Below are 23,711 nucleotides of genomic sequence, written 5' to 3'. Positions count from 1 at the left end.
CAGAAAGCTCCGCCGCGGTTTGCCGGGGCGCAAAATTCCGCCAACCGGCAAGCTCCTACACCCACAGGTCCACCGCCCGGAACCGCTCCCCGTCAAACAGCCCGCGGTCGCTCAACTTCAGGCTGGGGATGACCAGCAGGGCCAGGAAGGACAGCGTCATGAACGGCGCCTCGAGTCCGCAGCGCAGCTTGCGCCGCACGAAGCCGCTGATCTCGGCGTAGCGGGCCGCGACATAGGGGCCGCGCTCCGCGCTCATGATGCCGGCCACGGGCAGGGGGAGGACTTCGAGGTACTCATCGCGGCCGGCGGCGATACCGCCCTTCTCGGCGATCACGGCGTTGACCATGCGGCAGATGCTCTCGTCGTCGACGCCCACTACCACGATGTTGTGGCTGTCGTGGGCCACGCTGCTGGCGATGGCACCGCGCTGCAGCTTCATGCCGTGGACGAAGCCCACCGCCGGCGGGGCGTCGGCGTAGCGGTTCACCACTGCGATCTTGAGCAGGTCGCGTTCCGGGGCGGCCACGGGGCGGCCTTCCGCGTCCACCACGGGCGTCATCTCCAGGGCTTCGGTGACCAGTTCGCCGTCGGTGACGCCGATCACGCGGATCTTGCCCCCCGCCGGGCCGGGGGCGGCGCGGAAGTCTGCCGGTTGCTTGGGCGTACAGTGGAAGTTGTTGATCGGCTCGGGGCGGAAGTCGGGCAGCCGGTGGGCGCCGGCCTCGGCTACCTGCACCCCGTTGATCCAGGTGGCCATGATGCCGAAGTGGCGCAGGTCGTCGACCTGGATGAAGTCGGCCCGGTCGCCCACCCGCAGGCGGCCGATGTCGAGTCCGTAATGGTCCACCGGGTTGCGGCAGGCGATGCGCAGCACGTTGAACAGGTCGTGGCCCCCGCGCACGGCGCGGATGACCAGGCGGTTGATGTGGCCGGCCAGCAGGGCGTCGGGGTGGCTGTCGTCGGTGCAGAACATGAGCCGGTCCGGGAACTCATCGATCAGCTCCTCCAGGGCGGCGTAGTTGCGGGCGGCGCTGCCTTCGCGGATGAGGATCTTCATGCCGGCGGCGAGCTTGTCGCGGGCCTCGGCGGCGGTAAAGCACTCATGGTCGGTGGTGATGCCCGCGGCGGCGTAGGCGGCGGCCTGCTCGCCGCGGAGACCCGGCGCGTGGCCGTCGACCACCTTACCGGCGGCGTGGGTGGCGGCGATCTTGGCCATCACCTCGGGGTCCTGCTGGAGGACACCGGGATAATTCATCACCTCGCTCAGGTAGCGGATGTCGGGCCGCTGAATCAAACCCGCCACGCTATTGGCGTCGAGCACGGCACCCGCGGTTTCCGCCCCCGTAGCCGGCACGCAGGAAGGGGCCCCGAAATTGATGCTCAGGGGCGTATGTCGGGCGTTTTCGATCATGTACTCTACCCCGGCCAGGCCCATCACGTTGGCGATCTCGTGGGGGTCGCTCACCGTGGCCACCGTACCGTGGACCACCGCCAGTTTGGCGAACTCCACCGGCAGCAGCATGGAGGATTCGATGTGGACGTGGGCGTCGACGAAGCCGGGCAGGATGTACCACCCGCGTTTGTCGCGCTGCGGGTCCCGCTCGATGGAGGCGATGCGGCCGTCGTCGCCGATAGTCATTACCGCGCCGTAAATTTCCCGGGCGTCGAGGTCGACGTAACGGCCCTTGATTTCCTGCATTGCTAGTGGGTAGGTTGTCTTGCCCGAACGGAAAGGCGGGCCGGGGGTTGCAACCGCGGGCGGAAAGAAGGGTTACTTTCACCGAGCATGGACAGACTACGGGAAATACTTTTACTGGAGATGGGCGGGTTCAGCGTCACGGCCCACCAACTGCTGCTGATCCTGGCGGCCACCGTGCTGCTGATGGGTACCAACTACCTAATCGTGCGCCACCTGCTGCCCTGGTACTACGGGCGGGAGGAAGTGTCGGAAAAGAACCGCAGCCGGGTGCGCAACGTCACCCGTTTCTCCTTTTTCAGCCTGCTGGTGATCGTGATCCTGCGGATCCTCAACATCGACATCACCTTCGTCGACGAGGCCATCCAGCAGGCTTCCACCAGCGACGGGCCGCCGGTGTACCTGACCATCCGCATCAGTACGCTGGTCAAGGCCCTGCTGGCCTTCATCGTGGCCAACGTACTGGACATTCTCATCGAGGAACTCCTCGTGCAGCGCTACCACCGCATGCACCGGTCCAACGACGCCACGGCCCAGTCGCTCTCCGAGGAGGAGGCCGCCGCCAACCGCTTCCGCGCGGTGCGCCCCTTCATGTATACCCTGGCCATCCTGGTGGTGCTGCAGGATACGGGGCTGGCGCGCTACGTGCTGTACGCCTTTACCGAGGTGGAGCGCAGCGAGGAGGTGGTTACCTCTACCATCACCGTGGGCAACGTGGTGTTCGCCGTCGCGGTCTTCCTCTTCCTGCGGCTGCTGCTGATGGCCGTCACCAACCTCATCCTGGGCACCTACTACCGCCGCTCCAAGGTGGATTCCGGCAGCCAGTACGCCATCAACCGCCTCATCACCTACTTCGTCTACGTGGTGGGCGTGCTGCTGGTGCTGCAGGCCGCGGGCTTCGATCTGGTGGTGTTGTGGACGGGGGCGGCGGCCCTCTTGGTCGGCATCGGTATCGGGTTGCAGCAGACCTTCAACGACCTCATCTGCGGCATCATCATCCTGTTCGAGCGCGGCGTGATGGTGGGCGACGTGGTGGAAGTCTCCGACCACCAGGTGGGCACCGTGCGCAAGATCGGCGCGCGGACGGCCACCATCGAAACCCGGGACGACATCATCATCTTCGTCCCGAACTCCAAGCTCATCGGAGAGAACGTGGTCAACTGGAGCCACGTGGAGCGCAAGGCCCGTTTCCACGTGGGCGTGGGCGTGGCCTACGGTTCGGATACCGCCCTGGTCAAGGAGGTGCTGGGCCGGGTGGCCGATGACCACCCCCGGGTGCTGGCCATGCCCAAGCCGGTGGTCCGTTTCCTCAATTTCGGGAGCTCCTCCCTCGACTTCGAGATCTTGTTCTGGTCGCGGGATTTCATGCGCATCGAGGACACCAAGAGCGACCTGCGCTTCGCCATCGACAAGGCTTTCCGTGAGAAAGGCATCGAGATCCCCTTCCCCCAGCAGGATATTTGGATCCGCGGCGGCGCCGGCCTAGATCGGGCCATTAACGTACGGCGGGCGGCCCACGACAACGGACAGCAGCCGACCGGCGAGGAGGAGCCTACCCAGGAGTAGGGCGCGGTCGCGGGTGCCGGGGAACCCCTCTCTGCCCCCCGAACGACAGATACCCTCCGCCGGCGCGAACCTCACCGGGCCCGCCGGCGTCATTCGAATAACTACATAATACCCCGGCGCGCGCCGTCGCGAGCATACCATAAACCCATGCAACTGAACTACAAAACCTACGGCGAAGGCTTTCCCCTCGTCATCCTCCACGGCCTCTTCGGCAACCTCGACAACTGGCAGACCCTGGCCCGGCAGTGGGCCGGCCACTACCGTGTCATCCTGGTGGACCTGCGCAACCACGGCCGCTCGCCCCACGCCGATGAGATGAGCTACCCGCTGATGGCCCACGACCTCGCCGCCTTCCTGGAGGAGCAGTCCGTCGACCGCTGCCACCTCCTCGGCCACAGCATGGGCGGCAAGGTGGCCATGCAGACGGCTCTGACCTATCCCGCCCTCGTGGAAAAACTCATCGTGGTGGACATGGCACCCCGGCAGTACGGGCGGGGGCACGACGACGTCTTCGCCGCCCTCCACGCCCTGGACCCCGCCAGCCTCGAAGACCGCCGCGAGGCCGACGAGCGCATGCGGCCCCATATGGAAGACGCCGGCGTGCGGCAGTTCCTTCTCAAGAACCTGGCCCGCGACAACGAGGAGGGCTTCCGCTGGCGCATGAACCTGGAGGTGTTGCACCGTGATTACGACAACCTCATCGCCCCCGTGGGGACCCTCGGCCAGCACTTCCCGGGGCAGGCCCTCTTCGTGCGGGGCGGCAAGAGCGGCTACGTCCACGACGAGGATTGGGACGGTATCCAGGCCCTCTTCCCCCTCGCCGAGCTCGCCACCGTAGCGGATGCCGGCCACTGGATCCACGCCGAGCGGCCGCGGGAGCTGTTGTCCCTCATCCAGGCCTTCCTCGAGAAGCCGGCCACGCGCAAGGAGCGGCGGGTGCCGGATGAGGGATAATAGACATCGGATGTTGTCCTCCTGCCACCTTGTCAGACATCGGATGTTGTCGGTGAATATTTGGGTCATTTCTTATCTTATTTCATAAAATCTTGGTGAAATACACGGGTGCGTTCAGAAAAATCCAACAATTCCTGGGCCTGACAAAATTTCAGACATCCGATGTCCTCAGTTTTGGCGCAAGAACAACATCCGATGTCTGCCGCCGGCAATCCGTAACTTTGTTGCCATGCACTACCGGGCCTACATTGCCTTCCTCCTCTTGCTCTGCACCAGCGTCCCCGCCCTGAGCCAGAACGGCCATCGGGACCTGCGCCGCGGCGACCGGGCGTACAAGGAGGGTGACTTCACCGAGGCGGAGCGCGCCTACAGCGATGCCCTGCAGGAGGCCAACAGCGCCCAAGGCAACTACAACCTGGGGAACACCCTCTACGAGCGGGGCGACTACGCCGAAGCCGCCAAGCGCTACGAGGAAGCCGCCGGCCTCTCCGACGATCCGGAAATCCGCTCGCGGGCCTACCGCAACCTGGGCGACAGCTACTACCGCCAGCAGAATTTCCAGCAGGCGGTGGAAAGCTACAAGCAGAGCCTGCGCATCAACCCCGAAGACGCCGAAACCAAGTACAACCTCACCAAGGCCATCCGCGAGCTCCAGCAACAACAGGAGCAACAGCAGCAGGACGACCAGGAACAGGAAGGCGACCAGCAGCAGCAACAACAACAGCAGCAAGGGCAGGGCGGCGAAAACGGCGACCAGCAACAGCAACCCGAACCGGGGCAGCAGTCGGAAGACGGCGAAGACTCCGAGGAGCAGCAGCGGGAACCCGGTACCCCCGGACAATCCCGGGCCAACCCCGACCAGCCCCAGATGAGCCGCGAGGAAGCCGAACGCCAGCTCGGGATCGCCGCCGAAGAGGAAAAGCGCACCCTGAGCCGCCTGCGACAGGCGAACCAGGAGGGTTGTACCGGAACCAAAGACTGGTGATGACGATACGCCTACTGCTTTTCTTCTTGATCCTGCTGGGCAGCGCCGCTACGGCCGTTGCCCAGGGACAGGACATCAGCTTCACCGCCGAGGTGAGCAAGAAACGGATGCTGCGCAACAGCACCCTGGAGTACCACCTCACCCTGCGCAACGCCCAAGGCGAGAACCTGGAGCCGCCGCCCTTCCGCGATTTTGACGTACTGCAGGGCCCGAGCCGGTCCATCGGTACCACCATCATCAACGGGGTGGCCACCAGCCAGATGACCTTCTCCTGGATGCTGCAACCCAAGCGGACGGGGGAGCTCACCATCGGCCCAGCCACCGTGCGGGCCGCCGGACGAACCTACCGGACCAACTCCGAAACCGTCACCGTCCTGGAGGCCGGCAACGGCACGGCGGGCTCCACCCCCGAGAACTTCCTGCGGGCGGAGGTGAGCACCGACCAAGCCTACGTGGGGCAGCAGATCATCCTGAACCTGAACCTCTACGCCTCGGTCAATCCGATCTCCCGCAACATGGTACGGGAGCCGGACCTCGACGGCTTCTTCGCCCGGCCCCGCCGCCGCTTCGACGCCTCGCCGGTAACGGTGGTGGAGAACGGCCGCGAATACCAGCGCCGCACCCTGGCCAGCCTGGCCCTCTTCCCGATCAAGAGTGGAACCCTCACCATCGATCCCTACCGGATGGTGATCGGCGCGGTACGCACCCGCACGAGCAGCAGCTTCTCCCGCCGCTACACCGAGCAGATCCCCGTGAACTCCGATACCCTCCGCATCCTGGTAAGTGAACTGCCCCACCCGCGGCCGGCCGACTTCAGCGGAGGAGTAGGCACCTACCGCGCTGAAGTACAGATCGACCGCGACCGCCTGAGTACCGACGACGCCCTGCGGCTCCTGGTACGGGTGACCGGCCAGGGGGACATCCAGCGGTTCGAGGCGCCGGTGCCGGTCGACGAGGCCGACTGGAACATCTACGACCCCCGGGTGATCGAGGAGGAATTCCTGGACAGCCCCTCCGGGATGTTCGGCCGCAAGACCTTCGAGTACCAGCTGGTGCCCAAGCGGGCCGGTATCTTCCCGGTGGCCCCCACAGTGACTTACTTCGATACCGACGAAGCCGACTATGTATCCCTCACTCCCGAGACCTACTCCGTGACGGTAACCGCCGGCAGCGGACAGCAGACCTACACCATCGATACCACCACCGCCGAGGCCGAAGCGCCCCTCACCCTGCGCCCGGCCCCGACCACCCTGCCCCCGGGCCGGCGCTATGACGGCAACCTGGCCCGCACCCCGCTGTTCTGGGGGCTGATGCTGCTGCCCCTCCTCCTGGGCGGCGGCCTCATCGGCTGGAATCGCTACCGGGAGCAACAGGCCAACCGCGACCCCGCCCTGCTGCTGCGTGAGCGTGCCGGCAAGGAAGCCACCGCCCGGTTGCGGGAGGCGCGGCAGTACCTGGAGCGGGTGGAGCCCCGACCCTTTTACGACGCCGTGGAGAGCGCCCTGCTGGGCTACCTCCGCGACCGCTTCAACCTGCCGGTTCGCGAGCTGAACCGCCGAAATATCGCGGAAGTCCTGCGGAACGCCGGCGCCGATGCGGAGCTGACCGACCGCTACGACCGCCTGCTGGGCCGCTGCGAAATGGCCCTTTACGCCGGGCAGGATACGGCCGCCGATCTCGATGAAACCTACACCCTGGCCTCCGACCTGATCACCGAGACCGAACGGCAGCTCCGATAGCCTATGCTCTCCCTCTTCCGCACCAACCAATCCTTTGCCAGCCTGCTGCTGTTCGGCTACGCCCTGCTGCTGCAATTGCCGGTGCTGCTGCTGGGTACCCCGCCGGTGGTGGAGGAAGGGACCTACTTTTCGGAACTCATCACCCGGCTGGTGGCCGGCAACTTCTGGCTTACCGCCCTCCTGCCCCCGCTGTTGCTGGCCCTGGCGGGCATCGTGGCCAACAACATCAGCGACCGCTTCCGTTTCTCCCGGACAACCACCCAGTTCCCCGGCCTGGTCCTGGTACTGCTGTGGGGCGTAGTGCCGGCCTTTCACGCCTTCACCCCGGCGGCCCTGGGGCACACCTTCCTGCTGCTGGCCATGGGGGGGATTGGCAGCACCTACAAGGGGCGTTCGCCGGAGGTGGGCCGTTTCAACGCCGGCTGGTGGCTGGGATTGGCAGCCCTGCTGCAACCCACCTACCTGCTGTTCCTGCCGGCCTTTATCGTGGGCATCAGCATCCTCGGTACGGCCAATCTGCGGACCATCTTCCAGTTGCTGGTGGGCACCTTCATCGCCTTCTTTCTGGGGGGGACGGTCGCCTACCTGAGCGGCGGCTGGCCGGCATTCGCCAACGGGGAACTGGCCGGCTTTGGCTTCGGCAACTTTGCCCCGGCTTCGCGCTACGACCTCATCGGCCTCGGTATCCTGGCCCTGGGCCTGCTGGTGGCCCTGCTCAGCGGGACGGGCAGCCGTGCCCTGCTCAGCATTGAAGGGGCCAAGAACAACGCCTTCGCCTTCTGGGTCCTGCTCTTTTCGCCGCTGGTGGGCCTGCTCGGGGGCGTAGTGGACGCGGCGGACGCCCAGGCGGTCCTGCCGCCCCTCGGCATCCTGCTGGGCCTGTGGCTGGCGCGGCGCCCCGAAGCCCGGGCGGAGTTTTTCCATCTCCTCGTTTTTGCCGCCGCGCTTACGCTGACGGTCGTGAGCCTGTACCGCTAAGAGCTTGTTTGGGCCTTACTGTTCGACCTGCAAACGGTCCCTTTTCGCGTGGCCTTCGTTGCTGAAAATGGCTTCGTAACCCGGCTACGATCCACTTTCAGCGCCTCGACCAAACAAAAAGTGACTCGCTTTCGGTTACAAAAGCAAAACCCAAACAAGCTCTAACAAATCGGCCGCCGGAGCGGTTAACGGCCAGGAAAGCTCCCACCAAAAACCAGAAATTCATGGCCGGATTCATTGCCGAGTTTAAAAAATTTGCCGTCAAGGGTAACATGATCGACCTGGCCATCGGGGTCGTCATCGGTGCCGCCTTCAACAAGATCGTCGACGTCCTGGTCAAGCAGATCATCACGCCGCCCCTCGGCTACCTGACCACGGGCATCGAACTGGCCGACCTGGCCTGGGTGATCCGGCGACCGGAACTTGACGCCGAAGGAGAGGTGATCGACCCTGGGGTGGTGATCGGCTACGGCCTGTTTCTGGAGGCCATGATCGATTTCCTGATCGTGGCCTTTACGCTGTTCATCATCATCCGGCTCATCAACTCCCTGCGCGACCGCGCGGAAGACACCGGCGACAAGACCGTACCCACCCCCAAGGACATTCAGTTGCTTACCGAGATCCGGGACGAGCTGAAGCGGGGGCATCAGCCCGAGATCCAAACGTCAGCCCAGCCCCCAGCCTGATGCCGGACAGGGCCGGACTGCCCGTACCCAAGAGCGTGAACAGCTTGTCGGAGGAGGCAAAAAACTGAAAGCGCCCCGGCGTGGCGTAGAGGTGCATCCCTACGTTGGTGCGCAAGCCCGCGCGGTGGTTCACGTTCAGGCCCACCCGCAGCCAGTCGGTGGCCGCGTAGCGCCCCGTGACCGCCACGGCCGCGGTGGTGCTGCCCAGCCGCTCCTCCACCACCAGCAGGGCGCCGGCCGTGAGGCGGGAAGTGAGGTCGTACTCCCCGCCCAGGTAGTAGCGGGGCGATAGTTCCGTGCGGTAGGGATCGGCGTTTGTTTCCGGATCGAAGGTCAGCACCAGGCTGTCCAGGGCCTCATCGAGGGAGATGGAGTCCCGGAGCAAATCCTCGAGGACGTCCAGCCCGGTAAAGGTATCCTTCCCGGAAAAGCGCAGGGTCGTCACTTCCTCCTTCCACGAAATGCGGGCGCCGAGATCGGTGGCCGAGAAGTTGAGGCGCAGGCGGCCGAGATCGGCGGCCACGCCCAGGTCCATCCCCAGTCCCGTATTGCCGCTGAAGAGCTCTCCGGGTGAAAGCCGATTGGGTTCGTAGATGAGTTCCACTTCGTTAAGCTGGCCGTTGTATTCCAGGGCCCCCACGGTACGCAGGGTCAGGTCCTGCTCGAGGGTGAGGGCGTAGTTCTCGCTCCCGGTGGTGAGGCGGAGGCTGCCGCCGGGCGCGGTGGATACGGTGGAGGTGCCGGCGAGGTACTTCAGGCGGCCGCCAAGGGAGATGACGTCGTTGATCGCGTAGCTCAGTCCAAGCCCCAGCTCCTGGAAGCTGACGACGCGGCCCCGGGGCGAAATTTCCAGGGTGGTACCGATGAAGGGGGCATTGCCCAGCACGAACAGGTCGACCAGCGCGCCGCGGTATTCGGCCTCTCCCTCCACCCGCAGGCGGTGGTAGGCGCTCAGCGAGAACGGGCCCCGGCGAAGGGCCACCCCGAGGGTTTCGATAGAGAACACATCCTGTACCTCGTTGCGGTCGTCCGTCAGGGCCGCCAGGGCGGCGAGGCTGAGGATGCGGCGGCCACCGCTACCGGAGTCCACGAAGAGATCGTTGTAATGGATATTCTCCAGCTGCAGGTCATTGGCCACGCCGGGCAGGCCCACCGTGACCTCTCCCGGCAGGAAGTGGAGCATGGCGGGGTTGTGGTAGGTCGACTGCCAGCTGCCCGACAGCAGGGGGGCGGTCAGGTTCTGGGCGCTGAGCAGGGCCGGCAGCAGGGCGAGGGCGAACAGCGTTCGGTGGAGTAGGCTCATGGCTTGTCTACGGTTAGGCGGGCCCCGATGCGCACGCGGAGCTTCTGTTGGTTGGTGATCCGCACCGGCCGGCTGCCCCCGTCGAGGGTGGCAAAGGCGGCACTGAGGACCAGGTGGCTGGCCCGCCGCAGCAGCTCCAGCCGGTCGGCGGAGAAGGTTACGTCGTGGGTGGACTGCACACTCCCCGTCGGGGTGCCGCCGGCGTCGACCGGACTGGCCTTCACGATCAGCAGCTCCCCGTCCGTAAGGTCGAGCAGGGGCAGGCCCAGGGAATCGGTGAATGTGCCGGACAGCAGCAGGTCGAGGGGCCACTCGCTGTCGGTGGTGATGCGCAGACTGGCAGCGGTGATGTCTCCGTACCGATCCCCGAGGTTGACGTCAAAGGTGTCGACCACCTCAAAGTTGGCCGCAGAGCCGTACAGCGGCAGCTCCGCGGTGACGGTGGCGGAGTAGGAGCTGGTATCCGACAGGAAGCCCACCTTGCGGGGGTCGGCTTCCGGATTGATCAGGGCGCTGATGCGGTAGTTCAGGGCCACCGGGCGGGCGGCCAGCAACTCCAGCAGGTCGCTGTTGGTCTTGTCGATCTCGTAGGTGGTGTAGCTGTTCTGGCCCGGCTCCCGGGGGTAGTTGAAGTCAAAGCCCTCCTCCACGATCTCCCCCTCCACGGGAATCACGCGCCCGTCCAGGGTCTCTACGGTAAGCTCCTCCACCACCGCCCGGGCCGGGACGCCCACGCTGTTGCGCACGCTCACCAGGATGCGGGGGTTCTCGAAGGTTACTTCGCCACTGCGGTAGTTCTCAAAGAAGTCGATCTCCAGCCGGTCGTCCACCCCGGAGTAGGGCGTCCGCCCGAAGTAGCCTTCGAGGAAGGAAAAGTCCAGGTCGCTGAGCACGGCAATGGTGCCGCGGCCGGGATCGAGGGGGGTGCCGTCGGGCGCATCGATGGCGTAGTCGATGACCAGGGTTTCGTCGGGGAAGCGGAGTTCGTAGCCCGCCAGATCAAGTGGCGCGGCCGCGTTGGTGAGGGTGGGGTTGGCCCCGGAACCCGCGCGCGCCGGCAATTCTCCACTCACCGTGAAGGCCACGCCATTCCGCTGCAAGTTAGGCAGGGTGAGGCGGACGGTCACCGGGTGGGGGTAGGGGTTGGGCAGGCTGTAGGAGAGCTTTCCTGCCCGCAGCCGCAGCAGGTCGATGGAGGCGTCGTTGGGCAGCGGGAAGTCGAGTTCCTGCCGCCGCATCGTGATGGGCAGCGGGAGCCCGCGGGCCACCGCCTGCAGCGCCGCGAAGACCGGCTCGCTGTCCACCGAGGGTACGGTGTCGGTGTAGTTGAATCTCAGGAGGCCGTCCGGGTCAATAGTGAGGACAAATCGTTCGTCGACCTGCCCCACCAGTCCGCTCAGGTCCAGGCGGCTGTCTACCAGGGGGATAGCGTACTCGGCGTGCTGTTCCAGGGCCTTCAGGTCGGTAAAATCCTCGAGCAGGCTGTTGCAGCCGGTGGCCAGGCAGGCGAACAGTAACGGAAGTAATGCCTTTTGCATAGAGAGGTAGCTAAAGATCCAGGCGCCGGCCAGTCCGATGGCTCGGCAGCAGGTGCAATGCCCCTACAAAAAGGAGCGTTGTGAATTTGGTTCAGGCTACGTCCGGCCTTACCTTACTTTACCCGCACTTCACCCACCGTCAACGTTCACATTATGAAAAACGGCCGCTTCACCGCCCTGCACCTGAGTAATCTGGCGGACCAGGCGGAGCGGTTCATGCTGATGACGTATGAACGTTTGCCCCGGGCCCTGGTATTGCACAACGACAGCTGGGCCCTGGCCCTGGCGGCACATTCCCTGGAAATCGCCCTGCGCCGGCCGGGCGTCTCCCCGGACCTGCCCCACTTGGCCCGTACGGTGGCCTTCCTGGAGGCCTGCCGTTACTGGGGCAACGGCAGCGAGCTCCGCAGCTGGAAAGAAGTAGCCCAGGAGTTTCGCGAGTGGACGGGGCCCGACTACCTCAATCTCCAGCTTACCCTGGCCTCCGTCCTGCCCGAGGGCAGCTCCGGACTGCGCAGTGAAGTAGCCGACGTGCTCTACGACGCCCAGCTGGCCCAGCGGTTGCTGAGCGGACCGGAAGGCGCCGAGCTGATGTGGCTGGAGAACCGCTACGCCCTCGACAGCGGCCTCGGCCCCCGCCGCCGCATGAACCGCACCGACGCCCTGGCCCAGTACCTGGAAGAACTGCGGCAGGCCCGCTTCCGCGACGGCGAACTGCGCCGCCGCTACCAGCACACCCACAGCGCCGTCCTGCTCGACCTCCAGAAGCTGGTCGACCGCCTCGAAAAGAAGAAACCCGGGCTGCTGCCCCCCGCCCCCACGGGCGACGACAGCGACGTACCCGTACTCCTCCACGACCTCGAGCAGGGACCCACCCGCCAGGCCACCCAGACCTACTTCCGCACCATCTTCCGCAACCAGATCCAGCTCAAGCGGATGGCCGACCAGAAGGCCGCCATCATGGTCAGCGTAAACGCCCTCCTCATCGGCGTGCTCATCACTTTCGTCAGCTACGGCGATTGGCCCCAGACGCGCCCCGAGGTCCTGCTGCCCGTAGCGGTGTTCATCATCTGCGCCCTGGCCAGCCTGGTTTACGCGATCATCTCCTCCCGGCCCTACTCCCGCAACGACGAGGACGACAACCTGGCCTTCTACGGGACCATCAGCAAGATGGGCCGCCAGGAGTTCGCCCGCCGCATGGAGCATACCCTCCTGAGTCCCGATGCCCTCTACGGCAACCTCATCAGCGACCTCCACGGCCTGGGACGAGACATCGACCGCAAGTACCGCCTCCTGAAGATCGCCTACAACATCTTCCTCACCGGCCTGGCCGTGAGCGTCATTTTGATGCTGGGGATTATTCTGTTGTTTTGATGGGCGCCGCACGCTCGGAGGTCCTGTGGACACTCCGAGGTGCTCGGGGTGGAGATGTTGCTTTAGGGGGGGGGCTACCACAGAGCTACTGAGGGCCACGGAGACTTACGCCGGCTGAGACATCAGGTGATTCGCTCCTGCGTCGCTCAACAACTGATGACATGCCGGCCTGGCCGAGCGTTGCTAGCGGCCCCGCAAAATGGTACTTTGTAAATTGTACATGGTACGTTCCTCAGTGTACTTCTGCGCCTCAGTGGTGAAGAAACATCGGCCCAGAGTGCCTCGACCTATGAGCGTAGCGTGCTGCCCCGCAAATGGTACATGGTACTTTGTAAATCGTAAATGGTAAATCCTCCACCTAATCCTCCCCGTTCCCGTTGTCCTCCTTTTCGGCTTCGAGCTGGGCGGCCTTTTCCTCCTTGCGCTTGGTCACCTTGTTGAGCAGGATGGCGGCCTTGATGAGGAAGTCGTCGTGGTACATGGTGTACTCGTTGAAGACCATCAGCAGGCGGGCGGCGTCGAAGGCGGCCGTGCCGGGGATGATCTGCCGCGCCGCGATGGGGTGCAGCCAGTACTCCAGGTTGTTGGACCGCAGGTAGGAGCGGTCGGTGTTGAAGTTAATGACCCGGGCCAGCTTGTTGAGGCTGAAGAGGTAGTCGGTTTCCCGGTTCAGGTCCTTCTGGATGTCGATGATGTTGGTGTAGTTGAACCGTACGCCGCTGCGTTCGCAGAGGAAGATGTCGCGGCGACCGTCGAAGACGATCATATCCTGAAAGCGGTACTTGTTCAGGTTCTTGTTGAGGAAGTTGCGGATGGCGTTCTTCGTCGAGCGGAGGTTGCGGAAGGCAAACTGCAGGTCGTGCTCGCTGAGGCGGAAATCGTCGTGGTAGGGGTAGCGGCGGTTGGTGCGCATGTTGAGCACTTCCCGTACGCGGCGGACGGTGTGACCGAGCTCATCGGTTTCGGCGTAAACGTCTACGATATCAACGTTGGCTTGATTGATCCAGCTCTCGAGGAAGATTTTGTTGGATCCCCGTTCGAAGACCAGGAGAGCGATTTCGCTGATTGCGTAGAAGTTAGGATATCCGCCGTATATATTCCCGTACTTAAGCTCTAGAAAGGCGATGTTCTCGTTCACGGTTTAGGGTTAATTCAGTCAACAAAGGGGTTTTCCTGCAGGCAAAATGGAAGGCATAGGGTAAAACCAAAGGTAACTCTTTTACCAATAAGGTAGGGGCCGGTACGATCCGCGGGCCGCCGCCGCCCTGGCGAAGTATAAAATTAGATCCTATACGAACCTGCTGCGCCCGGAATTATTGCCCGGCCCTACTGCCAGAGGCGGTCCACGAAGCGGCCATCGGCGTAGACCACCTCCCCGTCGGCGTAGACGCGGCCGCCGTCGCGCATGTTGGCAATCATGTCCCAGTGCACGCTGCTCTCGTTCTTGCCCCCGGCCTGGGCGTAGCTCTGGCCTACGGCCATGTGGACGGTGCCGCCGATCTTCTCGTCGAAGAGGATCTGCTTGCTGAAGCGATCAATGTCGTAGTTGGTCCCGATGGCTGCCTCCCCGAAGCGGCGGGTGCCGGGGATCTCGAAGGTTTCGTCGAGCACCCGCTGTCCGCTCTCGGCCCGCCACGACTGTATCTCGCCGTGCTCCACCTCCAGGGTGACGCCGCGGACTTCCTCCCCGTTCCGGATGGCCGGGTAGTCGAAGAAGATGTGGCCGTTGACGCTGTCTTCCTCCGGACTGGTGTACACCTCCCCGCTGGGCATGTTGGTCTGCCCGTCGCTGTTGATCCAGGTCCGCCCCTTGGTGGTAAAGCGGATGTCGCTGCGGTCGTTCACGTAGCGGAACTCGGTGCAGCTGTTGAGGTGGTCCACCACCCGTTGCTGCCGCTGGCGTACCGCCAGCCAGGCGGCGCGGGGGTCGGGCTGGTCGAGCTTGCAGGCCCGGAACACGAAGTCGGCGTACTCCTCCTCCGTCATGCCCGCCTCGGCGGCCAGGGCCGGGGTGGGGAAGATGCACATGGTACGTTTGAGACGACGGTCGGCGGTGCGGGCGAAGTAAGTATCGTGCATCGGCTTGAAGGCCGCGCGGCGGGCCGCCTTGAGTTCCGCGGCCGGCTCCGGCTCCCGCAGGTTGAAGGGGGCGCTGACGTAGATGTAGGCCTCGAACTCATTCATGGCCCGCTCCTGCAGGGTGGGGACGTAGGCCGCCTGCTCCGGACTGCCGTACTCCCGCAGGGCCTCCGCCTGCCCCCGGGTGGCGAGGGTGAATTCGCAATGGCCCCCCACCTTCAGCGCTTCGCGGTAGATGGCGTCGAGCAGGGGCTCGGCCAGGGTGGTGGAGTTGACGAACAGCCGCTCCCCCGGCTGCAGGCTCACGCAGTAGTTGACGAGGAGGTGGGCGTATTTATCCAGAATTGCAGGGTCGGTCTTCATGCGAAAAGGGTTTGGCGGGTTGGTCTGCGTAAAGGTCTAGGCCCCCCCGGATTGTTTCACTCCCGGCGGTAAACTATAAATTTTGCTGCCCCCCCCGTCACCGGCAGGTTGCCGGCGGGCGCGGGTTCCGTGATAGAGAGAAATAGCCATGTGCTCACCATTCTATCCCCCTGATACCACACCGCTTCACCCAGAACGTGGTCATCCAGTAATCGGACTTGCCCCCCCGAACTGAAAACGGGCCGTGCCGATCACCAGATCAGCACGGCCCATTTGTTTTTATCATATAAGTCCTCAAAAGTTTCGAGCAAGCAGGAGTGCAGTACGGCAGTACTGAACGACTGCTGTACTGCCGTACTACTGTACTGCTGTACTGCCGTACTAAACCCCTACCACTGCTTAGCTATATAAGGGTAAGTCTGCTGGTACTCCTCCTTCACCATCTCCGTCAGTCGCTTGCGGAGGACATCGAGGTTCTCCTTCGAGTGAGCGCTGATGAGCAGGGCTTCCTGTCCGAATTCCGCCTGCAGGCCCTGGGTCAGATCGGATTCCACTTCCTCCCGTCCGGCGGCGTCGAGGTACATGTCGTAGTTCCGCTCGCGGAAGAGGTCGATCTTGTTGAAGACGAGCAGGGTGGGCTTGTTCTGGCAGTCCATCTCCTTGAGCAGTTCCTGGACGGTGCGGATCTGGTCGTCGTACTGGGGGTGGGCCACGTCGACCACGTGCAGCAGGATGTCGCTCTCCTTCACCTCGTCAAGGGTGGAGCGGAAGGATTCGATGAGGTGGTGGGGCAGCTTGCGGATGAACCCTACGGTGTCCGTCAGCAGGAAGGGGATGCCCTCGTAGGCCACCTTGCGCACCGTGGTGTCGAGGGTGGCGAATAGCTTGTCCTCGGCGAAGACGTCACTCTTGGTCAGCAGGTTCATCAGGGTAGACTTGCCCACGTTGGTGTAGCCCACCAGGGCCACCCGCACCATGGCGTCGCGGCCCTTGCGGCGGGTTTCGGCCTGCTTGTCGATTTTCTCCAGGTCCTTCTTCAGCTTGCTGATCTTGTCGCGCACGATCCGGCGGTCGGTCTCGATCTCCGTTTCACCGGGACCGCGCATGCCGATACCCCCGCGCTGCCGCTCAAGGTGGGTCCAGAGGCCGCGCAGCCGGGGCAGGAGGTACTGCATCTGGGCCAGCTCCACCTGGGTCTTGGCCTGGGCCGTCTGGGCGCGGCGGGCGAAGATGTCGAGGATGAGGGTGGAGCGGTCGATGATCTTCACCTTCATCTCTTCCTCCAGGATATTCACCTGCTTGCCACTGAGGTCGTCGTCGAAGATGACCATCGACACGTCCTCGTGCTGGTCCACGTAGTCGGCGATCTCCTTGGCCTTGCCGCTACCCACGAAGGTGCGGTTGTCGGGGTGGTCGAGCTTCTGGAGGAACCGCTTTACCGTCACGGCACCCGCGGTCAGCGCCAGAAATTCCAGCTCATCCAGGTACTCGGTGACCTGCTCCTCGGTCTGCCCGCGCTGCACCACGCCCACGATGACGGCGTATTCCGTTTCCTGCTTCAGTCCGGACTCTTTCTGTCCTACGTTCCATTCGTTTGCCATATGCCTAAGGTAACCGAATGGAGGTTGGGGAAGTTTCACGGGCGGCGGCGCGCGGGTGCCGGGGAAGGCAGGAAGCGCCGGCCGATCTCACGCCGCGGTGGTAACTTCGGACAGGCCACTACGGCCGCTTTGCTAAGTCACCCCGCCACAACTCCCTTCGCTATGCGATTACCCCTGATCTGCCTACTCCTGCTGCCGTTCACCCTGGTGGCCCAATCCACCGCCACGGAGAACGTGATCCTCATCACCATGGACGGCCTCCGCTGGCAGGAGCTCTTCGGTGGGGCGGTAGACTCCATGATCGCTAACGAGGACCTAACACACGACCGCGACCGCATGGCGGAAAGCTACCTGGCAGAAACGCCGGAAGCCCGTCGCCGGCGCCTGATGCCCTTCTTCTGGGATACCCTGGCCCCCCAAGGCGTGGTGTTCGGGAACCGGTGGCACGGCAACCAGGTGAATTGCCGCAACCCCTACTGGTTCTCCTACCCCGGCTACAACGAGATCCTGACGGGCCGCGCCGACCCCGACATCGACAGCAACGACAAGGAATGGAACCCGAACGTGACCGTACTGGAGTGGCTCAACCAACAGGAAGGACTGGCCGGCCGGGTAGCCGCCTTCGGCAGCTGGGACGTCTTCGACTACATCGTCAACGAACGGCGGAGCGGCATCCCCGTCAATAGCGGCTACGACCGCGCCACCGGCGATGACCTCACCGAGCGGGAGCGCTTCCTGAACCAGCTGCAGGAGCAGGCCCCCCGGCTCTGGGGCAGCGTACGGCCCGACATGTTCACCCACAACTACCTCATGGAGACCCTGCGCAAGGACCACCCCCGGGTAGCCTTCATCAGCTACGGGGAAACGGACGACTTCGCCCACGACGGCAGCTACAACCGCTACCTCGACGCCGCCCACGCCACCGACGCCATGTGGCGCGACCTCTGGACCTTCCTCCAGTCCGACCCCCAGTACGCGGGGAAGACCACCCTGGTCATCACCACCGACCACGGCCGGGGCGAAAGCCCCATGGAGGAGTGGAAAGGCCACGGCACCGGCACCCCCGGATCGGACGCCATCTGGCTGGCCGTGATCGGGCCCGATACCCCGGCCCGGGGCGAAGTGACCGACGATCAACAGCTCCACCAGGACCAGATCGCCCGTACCGTGGCCCGGCTGCTGGGCTACGATTACCCCGAGTCGGGAGCCGTCGTACCCGGCGTGGTGGAGGGGACCCGCCGGTAGGACATATTCGTACCGCCGCCCCCTCAGAAACCCTGGCACCGCTACGCCTTGGAGCCTATATTTAGTTTCCAGCACCAGCAGGAACGGTTTGCCCCCATTTGGCGCACCGCCAGGGTGGTGCAAACCTGAAACACCCAGATGTTCTTCCAAGCCGATAACCGCTTCGTTGCCTACCGTCCGGATGGCGAAAAAATCACCTTTCGCCGGGCCTTCGATACCATTGTTTTTGAACCGTCGGAGGTGGTCATCCCCAACAGCGGCGGCACCCGGGAATCCTTCACCGTGCCGGCCGCGGCCATCGAGCAGGGGGTGGCTATGGGCTACCGCTTCCTCCAGGACCAGCTGGCGCGGCGGCAGGCCCGCTTCGTGTACCAGGACGAGCAGCGGGCCACCAACCTCCAGGGGGGCAGCTTCCGGCTGCCGGTCATCACCTGCTCCAGTTTCATCTACCCGGGGAGTAACAAGGAGGTAGCCCGCCGCATAGAATTCAAACCCCTGCACCTCCGTGGTACGCAGACCTTCGCCTACCAGCTTACCCGTCTGGACCTGCACTACGCCAAGGCGAAGCCCAGCAAGTGGAGCGACGTATTTGACTACACCATCCAGCTCACGCTGCATTTCGTGCGGGGCGGTGAACTCATCGACCGCCCCCTGAAGCCGCTGGTGGTACAGTCGGTCGGCTTCGGAGCGCACGACCTGAGCGAACAGCAGCTGTACTCGCCGCCGATCCCGCTGCTGGAGGACAGCTGCCTGGCCGAGGTGAGTATGACGGTGGTGGAAACCAATCCCGCCCAGGTTAATACCGCCAACGTCCTGAAACTGCTCACGGAGAACGAGGAGCGCGTCAAGGACAAGATCGTCTCGGTACTGCAACAACTCCTTTCACCCAAATAGGCCCACCCATGTCCCTGCAAACCGCCTATACCACCGCCCGGGTAATCGAAACCCTGGAGAACTACGCCCAGAGCGATCTGGTGAACGAAACCGTCGCCGAGGCCGGCGACCCGACGCGGTTCGTGGAGACCATGTACTCCGACGATTACTTCTGGCACACGGCCCTGAAGGAGGTGGAAGACAGCTGGGACCGGAAGTTCCGGTTTCCCCAGTACACGCTCTCGGAGCACGTGGCCCGCGTGCCCGGCCTCTACTACCACCCCCAGGCCCAGCACTACAAGAACCTGCCGGATACCCACAAGGAATACGTATCCGACAGGTGGACCCACTACAGTCCCCCCGGAAAATCGCAGAAAATCCTCGGCGGCATCGGTACCCTGCAGATCCCGCCCACCCTGGAGGACTGGCGGATCGCCAGCATCAGCTCGGGGAATAACGCTTCCCTGGGCATCCCCGTGCTGATCCACGAGGAGGTGTGGCAGCATTACCAGCTGAAGGAAGGCCAACGCCTGGCCCTGCTCACCGCCCCCTGGAAACGGATGGACGCCAGCTGGGCCCGGCGCTTCTACTCCATGCGGGGCATCCCCAAGGGCTACCTGGTGGTGGACCACCCCGATCAGCTGCAAGTGGAGCCGGAGATCTATCCGACCATCTACCACCCCTTCACCATCATGGAGTACGATGCGGAGGGCTCCCTCTTCTACGATTTCGTATTCGTTACGGTGGACTCCTCCGACCCCGACTTCCGGAACCAGATCCGGGCGTTTCTGGGGGAGTACCGCTACTTCCAGGGCCGCCACGGGAACTACCTCATCGAACCCTTCGTCAACCACCCGCTGCTCTACGAGAACGACGTGATGTACCACTCGCCGGAGGACCTGCGCAAGGAGAACGCCGCCTCGGGCTCCCACCTCAACCTGATCGTGGAGCGGATCAAGCGGGAACGCTTCAACCAGCTGACCCTGGACGAGATCAAGGTCTTCATGGACAATCATATGGACATCGACGACCTGAAGACCTGCTCCGATGATATCCTCATCAATCCCAATTCCTGGTTCGGGGGCGGCCGCGTCTACGACGAGTCGGCCAACCTCCTCAACCGGGTGATCGAGCGAAAAAAGGTGGAGGAACTGGTTGACGTCCTGTCGAAATACGGATTAACGAACTGACGCCATGCCAAGCTGGAACACGAAACTCACCGAACTGCGGGGCCACCTCGTCGAACTCTACCCCGAAAAGGAGGACGGCCGGATGATGGTGGAGATGGCCGGTCTACCCCCCGGGTCGATCGCCTTCAGCGACAAGGCCACCTCCAACTGGCACCAGATCCTGCGGGAAGCCAACAAGCGCAGGAAGGTCACCGACCTCGTGCAACTCGCCATCCAGGACTACCCGGAGCGGGAGGAGCTGGCGCGGCTCTTCACCGAAGTGGAGGAAGCCGAACCCCTCACCTCCGCCGCCGCCCTCAACTCGGTGCTGGAAATGGAAACCCTCAAAACCCTGCCGAAAAAAATCGAGGAGGATTTTCCGGACCTCTCCACCAAAACCCTGAGGGAAAACCTGGCCGACGAGATCCACACCCTGGATAGCCGACGGGCGGAACATACCCGCGGCAAGATCGACCCCGCGGATTACCGCCGCATCGTGGAAGGGGTGAACCGGGAACTGGCGGAAAAACTGCGGACATCGGGCCTTGGCCTGGACCGACCCGCCCTGGCACCCGCGGCCCCGCAAAGGGGGGAACACCGTGCGTTTGACATCCTGGTGCCGAACCGGAAAGGGCTGGAAAAGGTGATCAAGAGCGACGACCTGATCGACATCCTCGGCTGGGTGCAGGGGGCCATGGAACAGTCGAAAACGGTATGCAAGATCGAGACCTCCGCCGGTGAAAGCGGTACGGGATTCCTGCTGGGGGGCGGATTGCTGATGACCAACAACCACGTCATCCCGGACGCCGCCACGGCCGCCCAGACGCGGCTGACCTTCAACTACAAGACGGACAAGGACAACAACGTGCTCCAGGAATCCCACTACCGCCTGGACCCCTCCGTATTCGTAACCAGCCACGAGGATGAGCTGGACTATACGGTGGTGAAGGTGGCCGACGATGCGCAAACGCCCCTGGACAGCTGGGGACGGGTGCGGCTGGAGGACTTCTTCGACCCCCTCCTCCACGAGAAGGTGACGGTGATCCAGCACCCCCGGGGCAACTACATGAAAATGGCCCTGCCGGATGACGTCATCAGCATCTGGGGGAAATACCTCTTTTACACCACGGATACGCGGGAAGGCTCCAGCGGCTCGCCGGTCTTCAACAAGCACTGGAAGGTGGTGGCCCTGCACCACGCCGGGAAGAACGAGGAGTCGTACGAAGGGGGACTGCAGATCGACGCGGACGGAACCATCGCCCCCGCCAACCGGGGGGTACTGATCAAACACATCCTGGAGGACCTCAAAAAGCGCAACTTCCTCCTGCCAACCTGATTGCCCACTATGAAAAACCCGATCACCATCCAGGAGCTGGAAGCGCTGCTGGAAAACGAAGCCACCCGCGCCCGGGCGCTGGACTTCTACTTTGAATTCCTCCCCACCGGCCCCTTTTCGGGGGAGTACCGCCTGAAAAGCCACATCCAGGTGGTGAAGAACGAGAAGGCCCTGGCCGCGGACCAGCTGGAGGGCGCGCCGCTGATCAACATCGTCGAAAAGCTGATCGGCAAAGCGAACTCCCTGGCCCAGCGGGACCGCGACCGACTCTTCGAGCAGCGGCGCGGCGACGCCAACCGGGTGATCATCGTGACGGAGGGCGACTCCTGGTTCCAGTACCCCCGGCTGAAGCAGCTGGGCCTCACCATCTCCAAGGAAGTGAAGGACGTGGTGGACTACCTCATCGAGGACCCCCGCTACGCCGTGAAGAGCCTGGGCGGGGCCGGGGACGTGCTGCGCAATATGTACCACATGGGCGAATACCTGGACGCCATCGAAAAATACCAGCCGAAAGCCTTCGTGGTGAGTGGGGGCGGCAACGACTTCTTCGAAATGTTCCCCAATATGGTGCGCAAGGGCAGCGCCGACGACATCGCCTCCTTCCTCAAGACGAGTTGGCTCACCGAGATCAAGGTGATCCGCACCTACTACGAGGGGATGCTGGACATCCTGACCCGCGAGTACCCCGACCTGCCCATCGTGGTGCACGGCTACGACTACATCATGCCCCGGCCCGACGGGAAGTGGATCGGCCGGCCCATGATCGAATCCGGGGGGCTGAGCCTGGACCAGGACCGCAAGGCCCTCATCCGCTCCATCATGGACCGCTTCAACGAATCCATCGCCGAGCTGAGTGAGGTCTACGAGAACGTCCACTACATCAACCTCCGGGGCACCGTACCCCAGGATCCCCAGTTCTGGCACGACGAGATCCACCCCAACGACCACGGCTTCCGCCTCGTAGCCGACAAGTTCCTCGCCAGACTAAACGAACTGATACCCGCCTAACCCGTACAACGCGGTCTCAGACCGCGCCAGCACAAAGCGGTCTCAGACCGCGCCAGCACAAAGCGGCCTCAGACCGCGCCAGCACAATGCGGTCTCAGACCGCGCCAGTAAAAAGCGGTCTCAGACCGCGATAGTAAAAAGCGGCCTCAGGCCGCGAACCAAACCCTAAGCCCCCAGTACCCGGTTCAACACCGCAGCCACCCGATACCCAGCCGCGCCGAGCCGCTCCTCCACCACCGGCAGGAAGTCGTGCTGGTAGTCATACCCCAGGTTGGGGAGCCCCGATTCGCGGTCCGTGCGGTCGTAGAGGGTGTTATAGATGCGTTCGCGCAGGACGATGGATTCCCGCATCCACTCCTCGGGTGCGTCGTCGGCCCATTCGGCCTGCCGCTCGCGGGTGTGAATGGCGGTGTAGGCCGCGAACTCCGTGAAGCTCAGCCGCTCCTGCTCGATGATCTGGGTGTCCCAGACCGAGTGGAGGTTGTAGCGGTCGCCGAAGTAGAGGACGGTGATGCGGTTGCCGCCCAGGTCGCGATTCTTGCCCACGTGGAGGGGCATGTGGACGTCGGCGATGAAGTGGACCAGGAAGGCCAGGGCCGTAGCGTCCAGGGAGCCGGCCAGGGGGAGGACCTTGTGCTTGGCCAGCATCTCGGTGAGGCGGTCGCGCTCGGCGGCTTCTCCGGCCAGGACGCTGGTGAAAAAGTGGATGGCCTCGCGCACGTCGAAGATGCCGGGGTCCTCGGCGGTCTTGCGGGCTACGTCGTCCACCGTCTCGTCGGGCTGCACGGTCATGTAGTGCCAGGAGTGGGTGAAGTCCCAGCCGGACTCCGCCCTGATGTAGTCGGGCCAGGTGCTCACCTGTGAGAGGTAGTTGTTGCCCAGCGCCGCGTCGACCCGCTGCCGGGCCTGGTCGTTGAGGTTCTCGTAGGCGATGTGGGCCACGATGCGGTGGCCGTTGGCGCCCCAGGCGGGCAGCACTTGTGGCAGAAAGGTGATCAGGAGGAGGAAGAGTTGACGTAGCATGGCGCAAAGGTAAAACGCGACATCAGGTCGCGCAGTAGGAAGCGTCTTGGTCCCCCCGGCAACTCGTCCGACGAGCCGGCTATCGCCGGAACTCGTCGGACGAGGCCTGGCCCTCGTCGTCGGACGAATTCCCGGAGCCTGCGGAGGGTTCGTCCGACGACTGAGGGTCGGACTCGGTGTCCCAAAACCACCCCC

The 23,711-nt window shown here is 63.9% G+C and carries 19 protein-coding genes; 12 read left to right on the top strand and 7 right to left on the bottom strand.

The window, feature by feature from the left end; genetic code table 11:
- Positions 1 to 55: 55 nt before the first annotated feature.
- The gene (ade, locus tag CGL56_RS12020; RefSeq protein WP_099106798.1) at positions 56 to 1,699 is read right to left on the bottom strand and encodes an adenine deaminase; all 1,644 of its coding nucleotides are present in this window, start codon (positions 1,697 to 1,699) and stop codon (positions 56 to 58) included.
- Between the two features lie 87 nt (positions 1,700 to 1,786).
- On the opposite strand from ade, the gene CGL56_RS12015 reads away from it, so the two are divergent.
- From CGL56_RS12015 to mscL, 6 genes are all read left to right on the top strand, one after another.
- Complete coding sequence (locus CGL56_RS12015) at positions 1,787 to 3,262, top strand: mechanosensitive ion channel family protein (RefSeq protein WP_209280382.1); 1,476 nt, start codon at positions 1,787 to 1,789, stop codon at positions 3,260 to 3,262.
- Between the two features lie 147 nt (positions 3,263 to 3,409).
- On the top strand, positions 3,410 to 4,216 hold the full coding sequence (locus CGL56_RS12010) for an alpha/beta fold hydrolase (protein ID WP_099106797.1): 807 nt from the start codon (positions 3,410 to 3,412) through the stop codon (positions 4,214 to 4,216).
- A 229-nt stretch (positions 4,217 to 4,445) separates the two neighbouring features.
- The gene (locus CGL56_RS18265) at positions 4,446 to 5,201 is read left to right on the top strand and encodes a tetratricopeptide repeat protein (protein ID WP_167641672.1); all 756 of its coding nucleotides are present in this window, start codon (positions 4,446 to 4,448) and stop codon (positions 5,199 to 5,201) included.
- Positions 5,201 to 6,940, top strand: coding sequence for a BatD family protein (locus CGL56_RS11995; RefSeq protein ID WP_099106796.1), 1,740 nt, complete (start codon positions 5,201 to 5,203; stop codon positions 6,938 to 6,940). Before CGL56_RS18265 ends, CGL56_RS11995 begins: the two co-directional genes overlap by 1 nt.
- Before the next feature lie 3 nt (positions 6,941 to 6,943).
- The gene (locus tag CGL56_RS11990) at positions 6,944 to 7,918 is read left to right on the top strand and encodes a hypothetical protein (protein ID WP_099106795.1); all 975 of its coding nucleotides are present in this window, start codon (positions 6,944 to 6,946) and stop codon (positions 7,916 to 7,918) included.
- A gap of 224 nt (positions 7,919 to 8,142) precedes the next feature.
- Positions 8,143 to 8,604 carry a large-conductance mechanosensitive channel protein MscL gene (gene mscL, locus CGL56_RS11985; RefSeq protein ID WP_099106794.1) on the top strand — a complete coding sequence of 154 codons (462 nt, stop codon included), beginning with the start codon at positions 8,143 to 8,145 and terminating at the stop codon, positions 8,602 to 8,604.
- Here the strand turns inward: mscL and CGL56_RS11980 are convergent.
- Positions 8,531 to 9,907 carry a DUF5723 family protein gene (locus CGL56_RS11980; protein WP_099106793.1) on the bottom strand — a complete coding sequence of 459 codons (1,377 nt, stop codon included), beginning with the start codon at positions 9,905 to 9,907 and terminating at the stop codon, positions 8,531 to 8,533. The two genes, mscL and CGL56_RS11980, sit on opposite strands and share 74 nt — an antisense overlap.
- The gene (locus CGL56_RS11975) at positions 9,904 to 11,445 is read right to left on the bottom strand and encodes a hypothetical protein (RefSeq protein ID WP_099106792.1); all 1,542 of its coding nucleotides are present in this window, start codon (positions 11,443 to 11,445) and stop codon (positions 9,904 to 9,906) included. The genes CGL56_RS11980 and CGL56_RS11975 overlap by 4 nt, the downstream gene beginning before the upstream one ends.
- Before the next feature lie 153 nt (positions 11,446 to 11,598).
- On the opposite strand from CGL56_RS11975, the gene CGL56_RS18540 reads away from it, so the two are divergent.
- Complete coding sequence (locus CGL56_RS18540; RefSeq protein WP_099106791.1) at positions 11,599 to 12,819, top strand: Pycsar system effector family protein; 1,221 nt, start codon at positions 11,599 to 11,601, stop codon at positions 12,817 to 12,819.
- A gap of 358 nt (positions 12,820 to 13,177) precedes the next feature.
- Here CGL56_RS18540 and CGL56_RS11965 read toward each other — a convergent pair whose 3' ends face one another.
- The 3 genes from CGL56_RS11965 to hflX form a co-directional block, all read right to left on the bottom strand.
- A complete protein-coding gene (locus tag CGL56_RS11965) occupies positions 13,178 to 13,957 on the bottom strand; it encodes a hypothetical protein (protein ID WP_099106790.1) in 780 nt (259 codons plus the stop codon).
- Between the two features lie 188 nt (positions 13,958 to 14,145).
- Positions 14,146 to 15,261 (bottom strand): aminopeptidase, encoded by a 1,116-nt coding sequence (locus CGL56_RS11960; protein ID WP_099106789.1) that lies wholly within the window; start codon positions 15,259 to 15,261, stop codon positions 14,146 to 14,148.
- Positions 15,262 to 15,650: 389 nt separating this feature from the next.
- The gene (gene hflX, locus CGL56_RS11955) at positions 15,651 to 16,862 is read right to left on the bottom strand and encodes a GTPase HflX (RefSeq protein WP_099106788.1); all 1,212 of its coding nucleotides are present in this window, start codon (positions 16,860 to 16,862) and stop codon (positions 15,651 to 15,653) included.
- Between the two features lie 162 nt (positions 16,863 to 17,024).
- On the opposite strand from hflX, the gene CGL56_RS11950 reads away from it, so the two are divergent.
- The 5 genes from CGL56_RS11950 (at position 17,025) to CGL56_RS11930 (ending at position 22,493) form a co-directional block, all read left to right on the top strand.
- On the top strand, positions 17,025 to 18,107 hold the full coding sequence (locus CGL56_RS11950; protein ID WP_099106787.1) for an alkaline phosphatase family protein: 1,083 nt from the start codon (positions 17,025 to 17,027) through the stop codon (positions 18,105 to 18,107).
- 138 nt (positions 18,108 to 18,245) lie between these two features.
- Positions 18,246 to 19,001 (top strand): hypothetical protein, encoded by a 756-nt coding sequence (locus CGL56_RS11945; protein ID WP_099106786.1) that lies wholly within the window; start codon positions 18,246 to 18,248, stop codon positions 18,999 to 19,001.
- Positions 19,002 to 19,009: 8 nt separating this feature from the next.
- Complete coding sequence (locus CGL56_RS11940) at positions 19,010 to 20,170, top strand: hypothetical protein (protein ID WP_099106785.1); 1,161 nt, start codon at positions 19,010 to 19,012, stop codon at positions 20,168 to 20,170.
- Positions 20,171 to 20,174: 4 nt separating this feature from the next.
- On the top strand, positions 20,175 to 21,485 hold the full coding sequence (locus CGL56_RS11935) for a trypsin-like peptidase domain-containing protein (RefSeq protein WP_099106784.1): 1,311 nt from the start codon (positions 20,175 to 20,177) through the stop codon (positions 21,483 to 21,485).
- Positions 21,486 to 21,494: 9 nt separating this feature from the next.
- Positions 21,495 to 22,493 carry an SGNH/GDSL hydrolase family protein gene (locus CGL56_RS11930; RefSeq protein WP_099106783.1) on the top strand — a complete coding sequence of 333 codons (999 nt, stop codon included), beginning with the start codon at positions 21,495 to 21,497 and terminating at the stop codon, positions 22,491 to 22,493.
- A 165-nt stretch (positions 22,494 to 22,658) separates the two neighbouring features.
- On the opposite strand, the gene CGL56_RS11925 is transcribed toward CGL56_RS11930, so the two are convergent.
- Positions 22,659 to 23,516, bottom strand: coding sequence for a S1/P1 nuclease (locus CGL56_RS11925; RefSeq protein ID WP_099106782.1), 858 nt, complete (start codon positions 23,514 to 23,516; stop codon positions 22,659 to 22,661).
- Positions 23,517 to 23,711: the final 195 nt, after the last annotated feature.

The sequence above is a fragment of the Neolewinella marina genome (assembly GCF_002631205.1).
Taxonomy (GTDB): domain Bacteria; phylum Bacteroidota; class Bacteroidia; order Chitinophagales; family Saprospiraceae; genus Neolewinella; species Neolewinella marina.
The sequence above is the reverse complement of the archived record's forward strand: the minus strand, read 5'-3'. Positions and strand labels throughout refer to the sequence as shown.

Excerpts from the sequence above, each read along its gene's own strand:
- CGL56_RS12010 (WP_099106797.1), top strand. The coding sequence starts at position 3,410 with ATGCAACTGAACTACAAAACCTACGGCGAAGGCTTTCCCCTCGTCATC.
- CGL56_RS11975 (WP_099106792.1), bottom strand. The coding sequence starts at position 11,445 with ATGCAAAAGGCATTACTTCCGTTACTGTTCGCCTGCCTGGCCACCGGC.
- CGL56_RS11995 (WP_099106796.1), top strand. The coding sequence starts at position 5,201 with ATGACGATACGCCTACTGCTTTTCTTCTTGATCCTGCTGGGCAGCGCC.
- CGL56_RS11925 (WP_099106782.1), bottom strand. The coding sequence starts at position 23,516 with ATGCTACGTCAACTCTTCCTCCTCCTGATCACCTTTCTGCCACAAGTG.
- CGL56_RS11935 (WP_099106784.1), top strand. The coding sequence starts at position 20,175 with ATGCCAAGCTGGAACACGAAACTCACCGAACTGCGGGGCCACCTCGTC.
- CGL56_RS18265 (WP_167641672.1), top strand. The coding sequence starts at position 4,446 with ATGCACTACCGGGCCTACATTGCCTTCCTCCTCTTGCTCTGCACCAGC.
- CGL56_RS12015 (WP_209280382.1), top strand. The coding sequence starts at position 1,787 with ATGGACAGACTACGGGAAATACTTTTACTGGAGATGGGCGGGTTCAGC.
- CGL56_RS11990 (WP_099106795.1), top strand. The coding sequence starts at position 6,944 with ATGCTCTCCCTCTTCCGCACCAACCAATCCTTTGCCAGCCTGCTGCTG.
- ade (WP_099106798.1), bottom strand. The coding sequence starts at position 1,699 with ATGCAGGAAATCAAGGGCCGTTACGTCGACCTCGACGCCCGGGAAATT.
- CGL56_RS11930 (WP_099106783.1), top strand. The coding sequence starts at position 21,495 with ATGAAAAACCCGATCACCATCCAGGAGCTGGAAGCGCTGCTGGAAAAC.
- CGL56_RS11980 (WP_099106793.1), bottom strand. The coding sequence starts at position 9,907 with ATGAGCCTACTCCACCGAACGCTGTTCGCCCTCGCCCTGCTGCCGGCC.
- CGL56_RS11960 (WP_099106789.1), bottom strand. The coding sequence starts at position 15,261 with ATGAAGACCGACCCTGCAATTCTGGATAAATACGCCCACCTCCTCGTC.
- CGL56_RS11950 (WP_099106787.1), top strand. The coding sequence starts at position 17,025 with ATGCGATTACCCCTGATCTGCCTACTCCTGCTGCCGTTCACCCTGGTG.
- CGL56_RS11945 (WP_099106786.1), top strand. The coding sequence starts at position 18,246 with ATGTTCTTCCAAGCCGATAACCGCTTCGTTGCCTACCGTCCGGATGGC.
- hflX (WP_099106788.1), bottom strand. The coding sequence starts at position 16,862 with ATGGCAAACGAATGGAACGTAGGACAGAAAGAGTCCGGACTGAAGCAG.
- mscL (WP_099106794.1), top strand. The coding sequence starts at position 8,143 with ATGGCCGGATTCATTGCCGAGTTTAAAAAATTTGCCGTCAAGGGTAAC.
- CGL56_RS11940 (WP_099106785.1), top strand. The coding sequence starts at position 19,010 with ATGTCCCTGCAAACCGCCTATACCACCGCCCGGGTAATCGAAACCCTG.
- CGL56_RS18540 (WP_099106791.1), top strand. The coding sequence starts at position 11,599 with ATGAAAAACGGCCGCTTCACCGCCCTGCACCTGAGTAATCTGGCGGAC.